Source organism: Acinetobacter sp. SW-226 (genome assembly GCF_055632855.1).
This window is the reverse complement of the sequence record NZ_CM145752.1, coordinates 2,962,420-2,976,770: the sequence shown is the minus strand read 5'-3', so window position 1 is coordinate 2,976,770 and position 14,351 is coordinate 2,962,420. Positions and strand designations below refer to the sequence as shown.

At 39.3% G+C, this 14,351-nt stretch carries 20 protein-coding genes; 19 read left to right on the top strand and 1 reads right to left on the bottom strand.

Features of this window, described 5'->3' with window-relative positions:
- Nucleotides 1-47 precede the first annotated feature (47 nt).
- From ACZ8ZH_RS14160 to ACZ8ZH_RS14070, 19 genes are all read left to right on the top strand, one after another.
- Nucleotides 48-1,394: an SIR2 family NAD-dependent protein deacylase gene (locus ACZ8ZH_RS14160; protein ID WP_086208769.1), complete on the top strand. Its 1,347-nt coding sequence runs from the start codon at nt 48-50 to the stop codon at nt 1,392-1,394.
- A 145-nt stretch (nt 1,395-1,539) separates the two neighbouring features.
- Complete coding sequence (locus ACZ8ZH_RS14155; protein ID WP_081313263.1) at nt 1,540-1,683, top strand: zinc ribbon-containing protein; 144 nt, start codon at nt 1,540-1,542, stop codon at nt 1,681-1,683.
- Between the two features lie 340 nt (nt 1,684-2,023).
- Nucleotides 2,024-2,167 (top strand): zinc ribbon-containing protein, encoded by a 144-nt coding sequence (locus ACZ8ZH_RS14150; RefSeq protein ID WP_004695201.1) that lies wholly within the window; start codon nt 2,024-2,026, stop codon nt 2,165-2,167.
- Nucleotides 2,168-2,286: 119 nt separating this feature from the next.
- On the top strand, nt 2,287-2,862 hold the full coding sequence (locus ACZ8ZH_RS14145) for a DUF4126 domain-containing protein (RefSeq protein WP_119063718.1): 576 nt from the start codon (nt 2,287-2,289) through the stop codon (nt 2,860-2,862).
- 231 nt (nt 2,863-3,093) lie between these two features.
- Nucleotides 3,094-3,300 carry a hypothetical protein gene (locus ACZ8ZH_RS14140; RefSeq protein ID WP_110973870.1) on the top strand — a complete coding sequence of 69 codons (207 nt, stop codon included), beginning with the start codon at nt 3,094-3,096 and terminating at the stop codon, nt 3,298-3,300.
- 239 nt (nt 3,301-3,539) lie between these two features.
- Nucleotides 3,540-4,241, top strand: a complete 702-nt coding sequence (locus ACZ8ZH_RS14135; protein ID WP_162900270.1) for a hypothetical protein — start codon at nt 3,540-3,542, stop codon at nt 4,239-4,241.
- An 85-nt stretch (nt 4,242-4,326) separates the two neighbouring features.
- Nucleotides 4,327-4,599, top strand: a complete 273-nt coding sequence (locus ACZ8ZH_RS14130; RefSeq protein WP_119063719.1) for a hypothetical protein — start codon at nt 4,327-4,329, stop codon at nt 4,597-4,599.
- Nucleotides 4,600-5,153: 554 nt separating this feature from the next.
- Nucleotides 5,154-5,552, top strand: a complete 399-nt coding sequence (locus tag ACZ8ZH_RS14125; protein ID WP_119063720.1) for a VOC family protein — start codon at nt 5,154-5,156, stop codon at nt 5,550-5,552.
- Between the two features lie 627 nt (nt 5,553-6,179).
- Nucleotides 6,180-6,845: an RluA family pseudouridine synthase gene (locus ACZ8ZH_RS14120; RefSeq protein WP_086208764.1), complete on the top strand. Its 666-nt coding sequence runs from the start codon at nt 6,180-6,182 to the stop codon at nt 6,843-6,845.
- Between the two features lie 285 nt (nt 6,846-7,130).
- Nucleotides 7,131-8,087, top strand: coding sequence for an SNIPE associated domain-containing protein (locus ACZ8ZH_RS14115; protein ID WP_119063721.1), 957 nt, complete (start codon nt 7,131-7,133; stop codon nt 8,085-8,087).
- A gap of 150 nt (nt 8,088-8,237) precedes the next feature.
- On the top strand, nt 8,238-8,630 hold the full coding sequence (locus ACZ8ZH_RS14110; protein ID WP_086208762.1) for a ribonuclease E inhibitor RraB: 393 nt from the start codon (nt 8,238-8,240) through the stop codon (nt 8,628-8,630).
- Between the two features lie 131 nt (nt 8,631-8,761).
- A complete protein-coding gene (locus ACZ8ZH_RS14105; protein WP_171264420.1) occupies nt 8,762-9,211 on the top strand; it encodes an SRPBCC family protein in 450 nt (149 codons plus the stop codon).
- A 59-nt stretch (nt 9,212-9,270) separates the two neighbouring features.
- Nucleotides 9,271-9,621, top strand: coding sequence for a DUF488 domain-containing protein (locus tag ACZ8ZH_RS14100; RefSeq protein WP_086208761.1), 351 nt, complete (start codon nt 9,271-9,273; stop codon nt 9,619-9,621).
- Nucleotides 9,622-9,798: 177 nt separating this feature from the next.
- Nucleotides 9,799-10,137, top strand: a complete 339-nt coding sequence (locus ACZ8ZH_RS14095; protein WP_110973864.1) for a zinc ribbon domain-containing protein YjdM — start codon at nt 9,799-9,801, stop codon at nt 10,135-10,137.
- Between the two features lie 139 nt (nt 10,138-10,276).
- Nucleotides 10,277-10,642, top strand: a complete 366-nt coding sequence (locus ACZ8ZH_RS14090) for a 5-carboxymethyl-2-hydroxymuconate Delta-isomerase (RefSeq protein ID WP_119063722.1) — start codon at nt 10,277-10,279, stop codon at nt 10,640-10,642.
- A 234-nt stretch (nt 10,643-10,876) separates the two neighbouring features.
- Entirely contained in the window at nt 10,877-11,212 is a 336-nt protein-coding gene (locus ACZ8ZH_RS14085; RefSeq protein WP_110973862.1) for a YegP family protein, read from the top strand.
- Between the two features lie 77 nt (nt 11,213-11,289).
- A complete protein-coding gene (locus tag ACZ8ZH_RS14080; protein ID WP_228146980.1) occupies nt 11,290-11,769 on the top strand; it encodes a YybH family protein in 480 nt (159 codons plus the stop codon).
- 96 nt (nt 11,770-11,865) lie between these two features.
- A complete protein-coding gene (locus tag ACZ8ZH_RS14075) occupies nt 11,866-12,270 on the top strand; it encodes an NUDIX hydrolase (protein WP_119063723.1) in 405 nt (134 codons plus the stop codon).
- 39 nt (nt 12,271-12,309) lie between these two features.
- Nucleotides 12,310-13,365 (top strand): DUF1176 domain-containing protein, encoded by a 1,056-nt coding sequence (locus ACZ8ZH_RS14070; protein ID WP_119063724.1) that lies wholly within the window; start codon nt 12,310-12,312, stop codon nt 13,363-13,365.
- Here the strand turns inward: ACZ8ZH_RS14070 and ACZ8ZH_RS14065 are convergent.
- The gene (locus ACZ8ZH_RS14065; protein WP_213069988.1) at nt 13,362-14,297 is read right to left on the bottom strand and encodes a tRNA dihydrouridine synthase; all 936 of its coding nucleotides are present in this window, start codon (nt 14,295-14,297) and stop codon (nt 13,362-13,364) included. The two genes, ACZ8ZH_RS14070 and ACZ8ZH_RS14065, sit on opposite strands and share 4 nt — an antisense overlap.
- Between the last annotated feature and the right edge of the window lie 54 nt (nt 14,298-14,351).

Below are 14,351 nucleotides of genomic sequence, written 5' to 3'. Positions count from 1 at the left end.
TCAAAGAAAAGCCCTACATTAATGTGGGGTTTTTATTTGAGTTAAAAATGAGTATTTATTTTGACATTGCTTATGCTGCTGTTAATAATCGATTATGTCTTATAACAGGAGCTGGTTTTACAAAAGCAATTACAAATCAGAAAGCTCCAACTTGGGAAGATCTTTTAAAAGAATTATGTGCTAAATGTGATGATACAGGCGAGCTTGAGAAGAAGTTATTTAAATCAAAAATAACAGGTGAATGTCCTAAATGTAGTAAAGAGCATGAGTTTGTAGTTAATAAGCCTATACTTGCTTTAGATGAATTGGCAGAGATTATAGCTTCGAAATTAAAAGAAAAAGAATTAGATATTTATGAGGAAATAAAAAAAATAATTTTACCATTAACTATTTCAGATAATTGTGAAAATATTAAGAAATTTTTTCAAGAGCAATCATTTAGAGTCGTTACAACTAATTACGATAAACTAATACAAGAATTATGTGGAGAAGGGGAATGTCAAACAATTTCTCCTGGAGTTTTGATTCCGAGATTAAGATCTAAGGTTAAAGTTTATCATGTGCATGGTTCCATTGATTCGCCTAATAATATGATAGTAACATCAAATAATTATTTTAAATTTATGAATGCTGAAAGTTACTTTTCACGTAAGTTAAGTACTTTGCTTTATGAAAATACTATTGTAATTCTTGGTTATGCGTTTAATGATAATAATTTGAAATCTATATTTAATAGCTATAAAGAGTTTTCAAAATCATCAATGACATCACCAAATATTATTTTAGTTACTAGGCGTAAAATTGAGAAGCATATTAAGGATTTATATAAAAATAATTTTAATATGCGTGTTTTAGATGGTGTTGAGATAGATGGACTTTTTAGAAAATTAAATGATTATATCCCAAAGGCAGAAGAATGTAAGGCGAGTTCGAAGAGGGCTATTCAAAGAGTAATGAGAAATGGTTCTAATAGACGTTATCGTAAAGACTACCTTAGATCATCAGATTCTTTTTTTGAAATATTTAATGCAATGATTTCATCAGGTTATAATTTTGAAACTAAAAATGCACAAGAAAAGTTTTTAGATATATTCGAAAAAAAGAGAATTCTGACGACGGAGGATGGGGCATGGGGGCAATATACTGCATTAGCAAATTGGTTAACTTATTTTTTTACAAACATTGATATATCCAAATTTCATAATAAAAACAGTTTTATGGAAGTAGTTTTACATTCATTTAATACCATGAGTGAGGAGTTGCTATTAGGGTACTCTTGGGAAGCATATTCAATTTGGAAACAACATTGGGATGATGTTTTAAAGGAAAATAAATTACTTATAGCTGAATATCTAAGTGAAAGAGGAGTAGATGCACCTTTTTATAATGTTTAAAAAACTAATTTTTTTGGCAGTAATAAATATTGTAAATTAAAGATAAATCGATTTTCCTGACCCCTGCGGTCACAAAATAGACTCTACAACCTCAAAAGCTTGTCTATACTCTGTTCACCATTTCTAAAACACATGGAGAACAAAAATGGTAACTGCTGGCGAAAAACCTGGAACAGGCTTCTATTTTTGTGTTCAGTGCGGACACCGCGCTTATTTAGAAATTGGTACTGACCGTTTACCCCCGTGTACCAAATGCCTTGGCCATCAATTTAACAACAAGATTGCCTAAGCTGCACACTGCAAACAGTTATCCACTGTTTTGAATCAAGCCCTCTCATTAGATAGGGCTTTTCATTTGTTGGAAGTAATGTTTTGGTTAAGCTAAAAACGGATGCCATGACTCAAACGCATCTCGGCTTAAAAGAGTACATTTACGATTCAACGCTCTAAAGACAACAATATAAGCTACTGACAGCACTTTCATGACTAAATTTTATTTAGCTTAGCTATTTTTGAAATACATCATTTCTTACATTTATGACGTCATCATTTGTCAAAATGATCAATAGACATCCATCATAAAATGCATATACTAGTAAGACCATTTTCTAAACATATGGAGAACAAAAATGGTTACTGCTGGCGAAAAACCTGGAACAGGCTTCTATTTTTGTGTTCAATGCGGACACCGCGTCTACTTAGAAATTGGTACAGATCGTTTACCCCCGTGTACCAAATGCCAAGGCAATCAATTTAACAATAAGAATGCCTAAGCCAAAGATTTAACAGTTACCCACTGTTTTAAAGAAAAGCCCTATCACCCGATAGGGCTTTTTGCTAAGTTATAAAAAAGATCAAGAATATCCCAACTTAAGCCATACAGGAAAAGCACATGGAAACCATATTAGGACTTTGTATCGGTATTGGCTTAAGTGCGGCCTGTGGCTTTCGTGTCTTTGTTCCACTCTTGGTTATGAGCCTTGCTTCAATTATGGGATGGTTCGAGCCCATGCAAGGTTTTGAATGGTTAACGATGCCATCGGTATGTATCGCCTTAGCCATTGCAACTGTCTGTGAAATCGCAGCTTATTACATACCATGGGTCGACAACGCTTTAGACACCATTGCAACGCCAGTCGCGATGGTCGCAGGAACACTCACCACTATGGCGGTCAGCAGTGGGGAAATGTCACAGTTTGCCAGTTGGGCCGCCGCAATCATTGTTGGTGGTGGAACCGCAGGCGCCGTGCAAATGAGTACCGTTGCTGTTCGAGGGGTTTCAACCGCGACGACAGGCGGGGTTGCCAATCCACTGGTGTCTACCGTGGAATGGGTAGGTGCCGTTTTATTGTCCGTGCTGTCACTACTGGTTCCTGTCTTGGTGGTGGTTGTAGGCATTATTTTGGCAATCTGGGCCGTACGTTGGTTTAAACGCAAAAAACAACAAAGTATCAGCACACCCTTATAATCTCGGCAGTTTTATTATGGCGTTGCTAGGTCTCTAAGTTTTAAAAATAGAGTGGCTAATTTTCGGTTATGTGGACATCAATCCTTTTAACTTGATATGACTTAGAGCTCAGTTTCACCTTTAAAATAATGATTGATTTTCATCCGCCATCCGTTTAATTTTACAAATACATACTTTCTGTATGGTTTTGTTTGTGGTTGAACTTTATAAGAATTATTCGGGGAGCTGTAAATGATAAAATTTATTGTAAATGAACAGCCTAGTGAAAAAGGTGTACATCATATTCATAATGCATCCTTAGGCTGCGAAGACTTACCCAGCTCGGAGGATCAAATTCTGATTGGTTATTTTGCCAATTATGAGCTGGCTTATAAACGGGCAAGAATGAACTGGCCCAGAGAAAAAGTCGAAGGTTGTGACAAGTGCTGTTTTGGGTGAGAACCATCAAAAAGCTTTGCAAGTCGCAAAGCTTTTTTATTTTAGGCGGTATTTGAAATTCAGATAAACCTTATATCCTCAGCTTTAGCTTTAAGTCGCAAATTGATGAAAATACATATCTTAAATTGTTTGTTCATGCTGATCATAGAATATCAACAGTCTGTACGTTCTATTCAAGCTTATAATGCTGATGGATAAAAAGTAAGGTCTGATGTTTGCTCATAATTTTAAGGATATTTATGACTAAGTCTTTCAAGGTGGTTTTGCTTGGTGTGATTGCATTGTTGAGTTCGTCTTTATTGGTTTATGCAGATACCACTTTGAGTACAGCAGAAAAACAGCTAAAAAAAGACAGCCTTCGTTATAAGGCCTATATTCCTGCGAGCTATACCTTATTTGAAACCATTCAGGGAGACTTAAACAAGGATGGCTTACAAGATGTAGTTTTAATCGTCAAAGCTACAGATCCGAAACAGTGGATCACTGATGAATATCGTGGAAAACTAGACCGCAACCGCCGTGGCGTGGTTGTGCTGTTGAATGTAAAAGGGCACTATCAAAAAGTCGTTCAAAACCTGTCGCTATTTTCCTCGGAAAATGAAGATGGTGGTGTGTACTTTGCCCCTGAGTTGGTGCCCTCTATCGAAAAAGGCTTGTTAAAACTGCATTATGCACATGGTCGTTATGGATATTGGGCCTACCAGTTCCGTTTAGAGGGGCGTGATATGCGCCTGATTGGTTATGACAGTTCAGATAATTTCGGCCCCTATGTGAACAGTGAAACCAGTGTTAATTTTCTTACCGCGAAGAAGCTCGTCAGAGAAAACCTCAATAAAGACCTTGATAGCGACCCTAAATTTAAAGAAATATGGAGCAAGGTGAATATTGCTCCGATGTATTTGAGCAAAATTCAGGACATCGACGATCTTAGTTTTGAGTAGCCTTGGCGTGGTTTTTGCTAAGTTAATTTTAATGAATATGCTTTGATATATTGTGTGAGCATGATGAAAAGATATAGGGGAGATGATGGAAAATAAAGAAATGGCGTTGATTGAAAATGAGAAACCGAAACTGAGTACAGTTGCGCATCTCATGGCAGGTTGGCCTTTATTTTTAGTGATCATTGGGGGTGCAATCGGCGGAGCCTTAGCTGTGGTTGCGTATGTAATTAACCGAAAAATCTATCTGTCTCAGCTCAGTAATATGCAGAAAGTTTTAGCGAACTTACTCTGTGGTATGTCTGCGATCAGTTTATGGTGGTTTATTGCAACGTGGTTGCAAGGCTATATGGGAACTTAATGTTTTGAGCAGTTTAATGCCAAGAAACCGAATAAGACTGAACGTATGCAATGAAATAGAATAAAAAACTGCTGATGTGTGTAAATTTCCTTTGTTTTTCTGAATTTTTGGAAATTTTTTTCATCCTATGACGAAATAAGCGAATCTTAGGAATTTTATTTCGTATCATTTTGCCTAATATAACGTTCAAGGGCACAGGAATCGAAAAGAGTAGTTTGCGACTCGTTATCTATCAGATCAGCGTCGTACTTACCCACAAGGTCTCGATTCAGCTTAGGACGCTATAGATTATCCATCTATAGGCAAAAGTTTAGAACTTACCCAGTTTTAATCGTTGAAGTTATCTCCTGATCCCAAAAAATCATAAAGCTTTATTTCTTAAATATTTTTATCCCATTTTTTTCAAATTATCTCAAAATATTACACTGAATCAGTAGTGTGTGAGCATTGTAATGTTTCACAAATGCCTATCTAAAAACGTCTAATTCATAACACGGAAAAGCATAAGCTTCTGCTATAACCATTAAAAGTCTGATAAAAAATATGGAACAACAATGAAAATATATGTCACCAGCATCATGGTCGATAGCCAAGAAAAAGCCTGTCAGTTTTATACAGAAAAACTCGGTTTTAAAGTCAAACATGATGTACCTGTGGGGGATTATCGTTGGCTGACTTTGGTTTCCCCCGAAAGTCCTGAAGGTGTTGAACTGCTACTGGAGCCTGATGCACATCCTGCGGCACAGCCGTTTAAAACCGCACTCAAGGCAGATCTGATTCCCTATACTTCTTTTCAAGTGGATGACCTCGATGCGGAATATGAGCGCCTGAAAAAATTAGGGGTACATTTTACCGTAGCTCCCACGCGAGCAGGCACAGTCAAGGTAGCGGTGTTTGATGATACTTGTGGCAATCTTATTCAATTGATGCAAATGTTCAAAAGTAATGAATGAGTAAGATATCTGCCTTTGAAGAAATAAAATCCTGAGAAAAGCGCTTTTATGTGCGAAAAAAATCACAAATTCGGTTCATTTGGGAAAATATTTTTTATATGAATAATAATCTAGGATTTTTTTCCAAAAACAGCCAAAAAGACTTTATCTTCGGGAAACAATCCCGTCCTTGGATTGTTAAATTATATCTCAAGGGTGTGACGGGATCGAAAAGAGTAGCATGCTACCAGTGGCGCAAAACGCGTGAGTAGTACTTACCCAAAAGGTCTTGATTCGGCTTAGGACGCTATAAATCAAAAGTTTATAGGCTATAAGATCATCACTTACAAAGTTATGATAGTTGAAGTAAACAACATGTTTTCCCAGACACCCTAAAAAATTTCTCCAATGAATAAACAGCAAAACAAAAATAAAATTCTAGATTTCTAACAAAGTTTAAAAATCCTGCTGATTCAGTTCCTCATGGATCATTTCATTTTTAAGCCTCCTATTCAGTACTGACCGATCAACTGTGATTTACAGGGCGAAAAACCAATAGCCGAGAGAGTTTTCTATATTGGTGAGATGATTGACAGTAGAAACACAGCTTGTTATTTTTCGCGCTCGCTTTTCTATGCTGTTATTTTCATGGCTTTAAATGACAACTTTGTTTATGCACCTCCCCAAGAAGACTTGGTGATCGTTTATGAAGACGATGATTTGGTGGTGATTGAAAAGCCTGCGGGTTTGTTGTCGGTGCCGGGGCGTTTACCAGAACACCAAGACAGTGCCTATTTAAGGGTTTTAGCTCAGTACCCACATGCCAAAATTACCCATCGTTTAGATATGGCGACCTCGGGGGTTTTAATGTTTGCCAAGCACCGCGATGCCGAAGTTGCGGTCAGTAAAATGTTCCAAGCTCGCACGGTGGATAAACACTATATTGCTTTAGTTCAAGGCCAGTTAGATGCTGAAGGCAGTGTTGACGTACCGTTGATTACCGACTGGGAAAACCGACCACGGCAGATTGTGCACTTCGAACTGGGCAAACCTGCAAAAACGCTTTATCAAGCCCTTAGTTATGACATTGAGACCGATATTACACGGGTTTTACTGACCCCGATTACGGGGCGTTCGCATCAGCTTCGTGTGCATATGCAATATATCGGGCATCCTATTACAGGGGACAAGCTCTATCATCCTGAACCGACAAGGAGTCCTTTAAAGCGTATGGCTCTACATGCCAGCTTTTTAGCCTTTAAACAGCCTTTAACAGGGGAGACTGTTACTATTCATGGGAACGTACCTTTTTAACCAAGACACATTTTTTAATAAAAACGAGAAATACTTAAAATTTGGGATATAAAATTGCCCAAAACACAGCTAAGTTAGAGTGTAAAAGAGCCTCCTTAATGTATAGCGAATATGCCCATTTAAAGTGTCAGGTTATGTGCTTCTTCTTTGGATAAGGTATTGCTGAGCAAATTGAGATGGGCTGAGAGTACGTTTGTCTGTTATAAGGCTCGTCGTTCAATTTACAAGCTATCTAATAGATGAGCCTCAAAAAATAAAAATGACTTTCCCTTTGGGAGATAGGCTATGTTTTATCTACTTGCTGTCATGATTGCATTACTCAGTACGATTATTTTTTGGCAACTCAGGCGCAGTCTCGGCCACAAAAAGCAGATTGAAATTTTAGAATGTAATTTAGAGCGCAGTCGAAATACCTTAGAGGCTTACGAACAACAACAGCATGAATTACAACATCGACTGACGAGTTTAAGAATTGAAGTGGGAACACTCAGACAACGTGAACAAGCACTAAGTCATTATCAAGAAATCATTGATGTCGAACATTATGTGATTGAACGGCTGAGCCAAGTGGAGTTGTTTGCAGAAACAGTTAAATTTGACGCCGAACAGATGCTCAATCAATGTCGACAACGGATTGAAAAAGTAAATCACTTCTTATCGGAATACGAGCTCAAAGCCAAAGAAACCATCATGCAACGGGCAAAGGAAAAGTTAGGCGCATTTTTTCACATGGCAGAAGAACGAGAGCAGTTGGCTGAAATTTCTAAAGCATTAAACAATAAAATTGAAACACACAGTCACATTTACCAACTGCCTTCAGAGCAGTTATTAGATGAACTCATCGAAGGCTATGGGAAAACGGATGCGGCCAATCATTTACTCAAAGTCCGTCAGCAGGTGATTCGTGCTGTAGAACACAATCAAGTGGTCACTTGTGCATTTTTGGATGAGCATCGGCATTTATCCGCCATCGCACTGCTTTCTCAGTTATTTAACAGTAAAGCAGACTTTTATTTACAACGCGTTGCTCAAGACAATCTCGGTTTGCTACTTCAAGCATTGCGCGATGACTTTACTTTAATTAATCACTATGGTGCTGTCTTTGGTCATGCTCGTATTATGGACCATTATCTTGCGCTACGGTTAGAAGAGTTGAAATTTACAGCTTTATTGAACAGTTTAAAAACGGGGGATGTGCAAGGACAAAGCCACATTGTGCTTGAACATCGAGTTGTACAATAAAGTTGCAAATAGATAGAAAAAGAAAGTGTAAAAATTGGCAGAAAAAATCAGATCCACCTGCTAAAAAATGAGCAAATTATGCTATGTTAAAGTCACTATTTTGTCACTTGCCAACGTTATATTGGCTCAAAAGATAACAAGGACATTCGCATGACACGTGATTTTGAATTATATCCAGATGATGACAACGGAAATGTACTTTGGCAAATGGCTGAGGATGGTGATGATCTGTCAGAGCCGCATGAAATAGAATATTCGATTGCCTTTCAAGATCAGTCACAAGCTGAAAAATGTGCACTGTATTTATTACAAGAAGAACAAAAAATTACCTTATTTGTCGATGAGGACAATGATGTTTCCGAATGGATCATTACCATTTATGTCTATATGGAACCTGAGTATTCTGACATTGTCGACTTAGAACAGTGGTTTACCAAAATTGCAGAGCAGTTTGGTGGTGAATACGATGGTTGGGGCTGTATGGCGTATGTCTATGATGACGAAGAAGATGACGACGAAAACTATGAGCAAGGCCAAGCTTAGGTCAGCACTAAATTAAAAGCATGTTGAAAAACATGCTTTTTTATTTGCTCTATATTTACGCACAATAACGCTACAGTTTCTAATTTCTAGCGTTTTAAACTAAACATGAATATTTGAAAAGAACGAGAAAAATGATGTCAAATAGTGTTCAGTTACACCGCGTATTTAGTGCACCTGTCGAGCGTGTCTATCGTGCTTTTACCCATGCAGATGCTTTAGTAAAATGGATGGCACCGCATGGTTTCACGGCTCATGTGGAGCAGTTTGATGTACGTGAGGGTGGTCAATATCGCATGTTTTTTACCAACTTTAGTACAGGCATGCAGCATTCATTTCATGGTACCTATCATGAAATCATTGAAAATAGCTTATTACGCTATACCGATGAATTTGATGTACCTGAACTGGCAGGTAAAATTGAAGTCCGTGTAGAGTTTAAAGAGGTCTCTGTAGGAACAGAAGTTCATATCACACAGTCTGGTTTACCAGAAGTGATTCCTGTCGATGGCTGTTATCTGGGGTGGCAAGAGTCATTGCAACTCTTGGCTTTTTTAGTGAATCCAGACATTCCCGATGAATAATACTTCGTCATCGTTGAACAATTGAATAAGTTGCACAAAAGAATAAAAAGGAGTTTTGCATGCCAATACGCATGAAGCGGATTTATGCACCTGTTGAAGCCGAAGATGGTAAGCGTGTTTTGGTTGATCGGCTATGGCCACGAGGAGTCTCAAAGCTTGAAGCCCAAATAGATCTGTGGTCAAAAAACTTAACCCCGTCCAATGAGCTGCGGAAATGGTATCACCAAGACATGGTGGCACACTGGGATGAGTTTAGGGTTCGTTATATGAAAGAGCTGGAAGCACATCCCAGCGAGTTGAATGACTTACGGCAACTGGCATTGCAAGAGCAGATCACGTTACTTACCGCAGCTAAAGAAGAACAGCATAACCATGTGGTGATTTTGAAGCAGTGCTTGGAGCAAAAATAAGCTTAGGATGAGTGTTCTACGGGTAAAATTTACTTTAATCATGCATCAACGTTGTTTCTACAGAAGCAAAACCAAAGCCATAAAATAAATACGTGATTCACATTGTTTTAGCCTGAATAATGCTATATTGGCGCTTTGAGCAATGTGAATTGCTTATTTTTTATTTTTGAGGTTTTTATGTCTTTACCCAACTGCCCAAAGTGCCAGTCCGAATATACTTATGAAGATGGTGACTTGCTGATCTGCCCTGAATGTTCAAACGAATGGAAAGAGGGGGAATCTACCGAAGAAGTGGTGGCAATTAAAGATGCCAATGGCAACTTACTCGCCGATGGTGATACAGTAACGGTAATTAAAGATTTAAAAATTAAAGGTTCGTCGTCTGTGGTAAAAGTCGGAACTAAAGTGAAAAATATTCGTTTGCTACCTGATGCTGCAGATGGTCATGATATTGATTGTAAGATCGACGGTGTTGGCGCGATGAAACTCAAGTCTGAGTATGTAAAAAAAGCCTAATGCGCTGAGTTTACAGTTAGTAATTAAAATGGAGTCAATGGGACTCCATTTTTTGTTTTAAACGATTTTGAAAGTAGATGAATTGTTTAAACAAGTGCACAGCATGCTATAAAGATAAAAAACTGTTGAAGAATACGTTATGCCTCATATCCACCTTGAGTACTCAGATAATATAGACACTCTCGAAGTTAAACCGATGTTGTTGGCTTTAAACCAAGCTTTGCTTGATGGTGAGTTTGTACAATCGGGCAATGAAGTGAAAAGTCGTGCCATCAAACAATCCGATTTTGTGATTGGGGTAGATGGAGACGCAGAAGCTTATTTACATGCCAAAGTCTCTTTACTTAGTGGTCGAGATGAAGCCACGCAATCTGCTATTTCCAAGCTCTTACTTAAAACATTGCAGCAAAATTTTAAAGCCCCGACCGATTTAGCTGTACAAATATGCGTAGAAATTATTGAAATGCCAAGAAATAGCTATAGTAAATTTGTGCTAAAAGCCTAAAGTAGTTTAAGGATAATCAACCGTTTCAGCCGAGTTGAGAAAATGCAGTGTTGGCATTTTGATGTTGTCATGCATTATTCATATAGCGCTGTTATTTTAAAAAAAATAAAGATGGGTAAGGCAATAAATGGCTTTTTTTTATAAAAGAAGTCATTTATATTTTATAAAATTGGATGGTTTTTTATTCAAATCTGATTTATTTATTATTGCTTTAAAATAACAAGAGGTGAGCTTATGTCAGGATGGTACGAACTCAGTCAGGCAAATGACGGTCAATATCGCTTTGTTTTGAAAGCGGGAAATGGAGAAGTCATTTTAACCAGTGAACTGTATAAAGCAAAAGCGTCAGCCCATAATGGAATTGAGTCAGTTCAGAAAAATAGTCCAGATGATGCGCGTTATGATCGCTTAGAAGCCAAAAATGGTAAGCCTTATTTTAACTTAAAGGCTGCCAACCATCAGATTATTGGAACCAGTCAGTTTTATGCTACGGAGCAGTCACGCGATAAAGGCATTGAGTCTGTAAAAAACAATGGTGCAAGCGCCACAATTAAAGATTTAACAGCTTAATTTGCTATTAAATTATTTATGGGTTTAAGAATTTAAAAAAATCGCGTGTTAGCTAAGGAAGGCGCACGTGTTTTTTTATGGGTATTTTATGCGCATTGTTGGAGCACTATGTGGATGTACGATTAATTGGAGATGAGCATGCGGGGCATGAGATTATCTTCAAACTCAAGCAGTGGGATGATGCCATTTGTAAAATGGATGTACAAAATATTATTCGTCTTTGCCAGAGTGATGTCAGTTTGTTTGATATTGGATTTGAGTTACAAGGCGTACAAGCCTATCAGGAACTATGGCGACGCTATGCACCATTTTTTCAGGGTGAAGTGAAGGTTTTTAGGCGTAGCCTGAATATTTTTAGTCGTGATGGTTTGGCCTTTGTTCATTGTTATTCCAAACTTGATCATGCCAGTGGGGTGGCTACTCCAGAGATCCCTTGGTGCCGAACGACATTGTGTTTTCAAAAAACGGCTGGAGAGTGGTTGGTTGCACATCAACATATTTCAGTGCCTGTCGATTTTGAGACACAAATGTCGAAGCCGATCTACTTTCCTGATTGATGAAAAACTGAAAGGCAGAGGCTTTACAGGGGGGAATCAATTCATGTTCAGACTGTGTTTTAATGAATGAATGTAGCTTTGACCAAAGGAAAGTGTATGGCATTCCAAGACTTTTACCGACTAAGCTCTCATGCGGTCATCACCAATGCTGTAGGGCAGGTTTTATTACTGAAAGCCAATTATGCTGATCAGGCTTGGGGTTTACCAGGTGGTGCATTAGACATGGGTGAAACCATTCATCAAGCGTTACTGCGAGAGTGCCAAGAAGAGCTCAGTTGTGAGGTCCAAATTGATTATTTATCGGGTGTGTATTTTCATGCGGCAGTGACTTCACATGCGTTTATTTTTAGATGTCATCTGGCTGAATCGACCGAGATTAAGTTGAGCGATGAACATACGGCCTATGCATGGTTTGATTTAGATCAACTGTCTAAAGTGCAACGGATTCGTGTTGAAGACTGTTTAAATTATACAGGTACGGTACAGAGTCGAAGTTTTTAAGCACAGGGTTAATATTCCACGCAAGCGGAGTGAAGTCATATGTTGAATAGAACGTTAGGAACGCTAAGTCATTCACTCTTGGGCGCTGTTTTGATCAGCACCTTAACTCAACTGGCTTATGCAGATACGGGGAGTTACTTTATACATAAGGACTGGGAACTTGCCTGTGATAATACGGGTATGTGCCGTGCGGCAGGCTATCAGAGTGATGCTCAGTTTGGTCAACCAGTATCTTTACTGATTTCTCGTCCCGCAGGTGCAGGCGGTGCAGTGCTTATCCAACTTCAGATAGAAGAAGACTTAGTGCAAAATATGGAGGCAAATCTGAGTGTTGGCGCTACTTCGTTGGGAAGAGCCACCTTTGATGCCCACAAAAGTACCGCAAAACTGTCCAGTGCTCAAAGTACGCAGTTGCTAAAGGCCTTGGTGGGTGCAGAAGATATTCGTCTCACGACCCAAGCACAGCAATGGCAAATTTCAACCGCAGGGGCAAATGCTGTTTTGCTCAAAATGGATGATATACAAAAGCGGGTAAATACACCGAATGCCATCTATCAAAAAGGCAATCAGTCTGAGCAAAATGTTTTACAACCCAAAGCCATCCCTAAAATTGGCATTACAGGATACCGACCTGCGGTTGCCAGCCACTTTGCCGTGGACAGTAAAAATGCCCATCAACTCTTTAAAAAGTTAAAAGCAAAAACAGATGAACAAGACTGTCCAAATCTCTATGAGGCGCGGTTTTTTGAGGATGATCGGGTTTCAGTCTATCCGCTGAATGCGGAACAAGTGGTGGTTCAAGTACCATGTTGGCGTGGGGCATACAATGAAGGTCTAGGCTACTGGGTCATGGACAAAGCCTTACAAAAGATTCAGCAGCAAGTTACCACATCAGGCTCAAGTTTTAGTGAGGCGCAAATTTTCTCAGAGCAAAAAGGGCGGGGCATTGCTGACTGTGGTATTCGTTCTGAGTGGGCTTGGAATGGAAAGGCTTTTGTCCTCAGTTATCAGGCACAATCGCAGCAATGTAAAGGCTTTGCTGGTGGTGCGTGGAACTTACCCACTTATGTCGCGATCGTTGCGCGAACGGATTAAGTCACACTTGTATTTAGTTTGAGAATAATGTCATCCAGCGGCTTGATGCGTTTGACTTCATCCCAGAGGGCTTTGGCTTCAGGATAATGTTTAGACATCATGCCGAGCCATTGCTTATAGCGTCCGACCATATTCATTTCTTTTTTATACCCACCGTTTAAGAAACGGATTTGTAAGCTCAGTAGCTCATTCCATGTCAGTAGAGGTGTATCAGTATTTTGACGAATACACTGGGTTAAATCGGGAGTGGTCACGGCACCACGTCCAATCATCAAATCTTCACAGCCAGACTCTAAGCGACACTGTTTCGCGTCTGCATTATTCCAAATTTCACCATTGGCAATCACATTGATCTTTAAGGCTTCACGAATCGGGCGGAGTTGATCCCAAAAAGCGGGTGGGGTATAACCATCGGCTTTGGTCCGTGCATGCACGGTAACCCAAGCCGCACCTGCGTCTTCAATGGCATGAGCATTGTCCAACATAAAATGTCGGTCCATATAGCCTAAGCGCATTTTCGCAGAAACAGGAATGTGCACAGGAACCGCATCACGTACTGCTTTGACCAGTTCATGCACCACTTCTGGCTCATCTAAAAGCACCGAGCCACCACGGTGACGGTTCACGGTTTTGGCTGGACAACCAAAGTTCATATCAATGGCGGGTGCACCGAGTTTCACAGCACGGATGGCATTGGCAGCCAGCATTTCAGGGTCATTACCTAAGAATTGAACATGCACGGGTGTTCCCGCTGCCGTTTTTCCGTTATGCAGTAATTCAGGGCAATACTGATGAAAAATATGATCAGGTAAGACCGAATTGGTCACACGGATAAACTCGGTCACACACCAATCGAAGCTACCTACAGACGTGAGCACATCACGCATGATTGGGTCAGTTAAGCCTTCCATCGGTGCAAGGATGAGTTTCACAGCGGTGTCACCAGTCAAATAGAAAAACGGTGTTATACGCAAATCCGATCACGC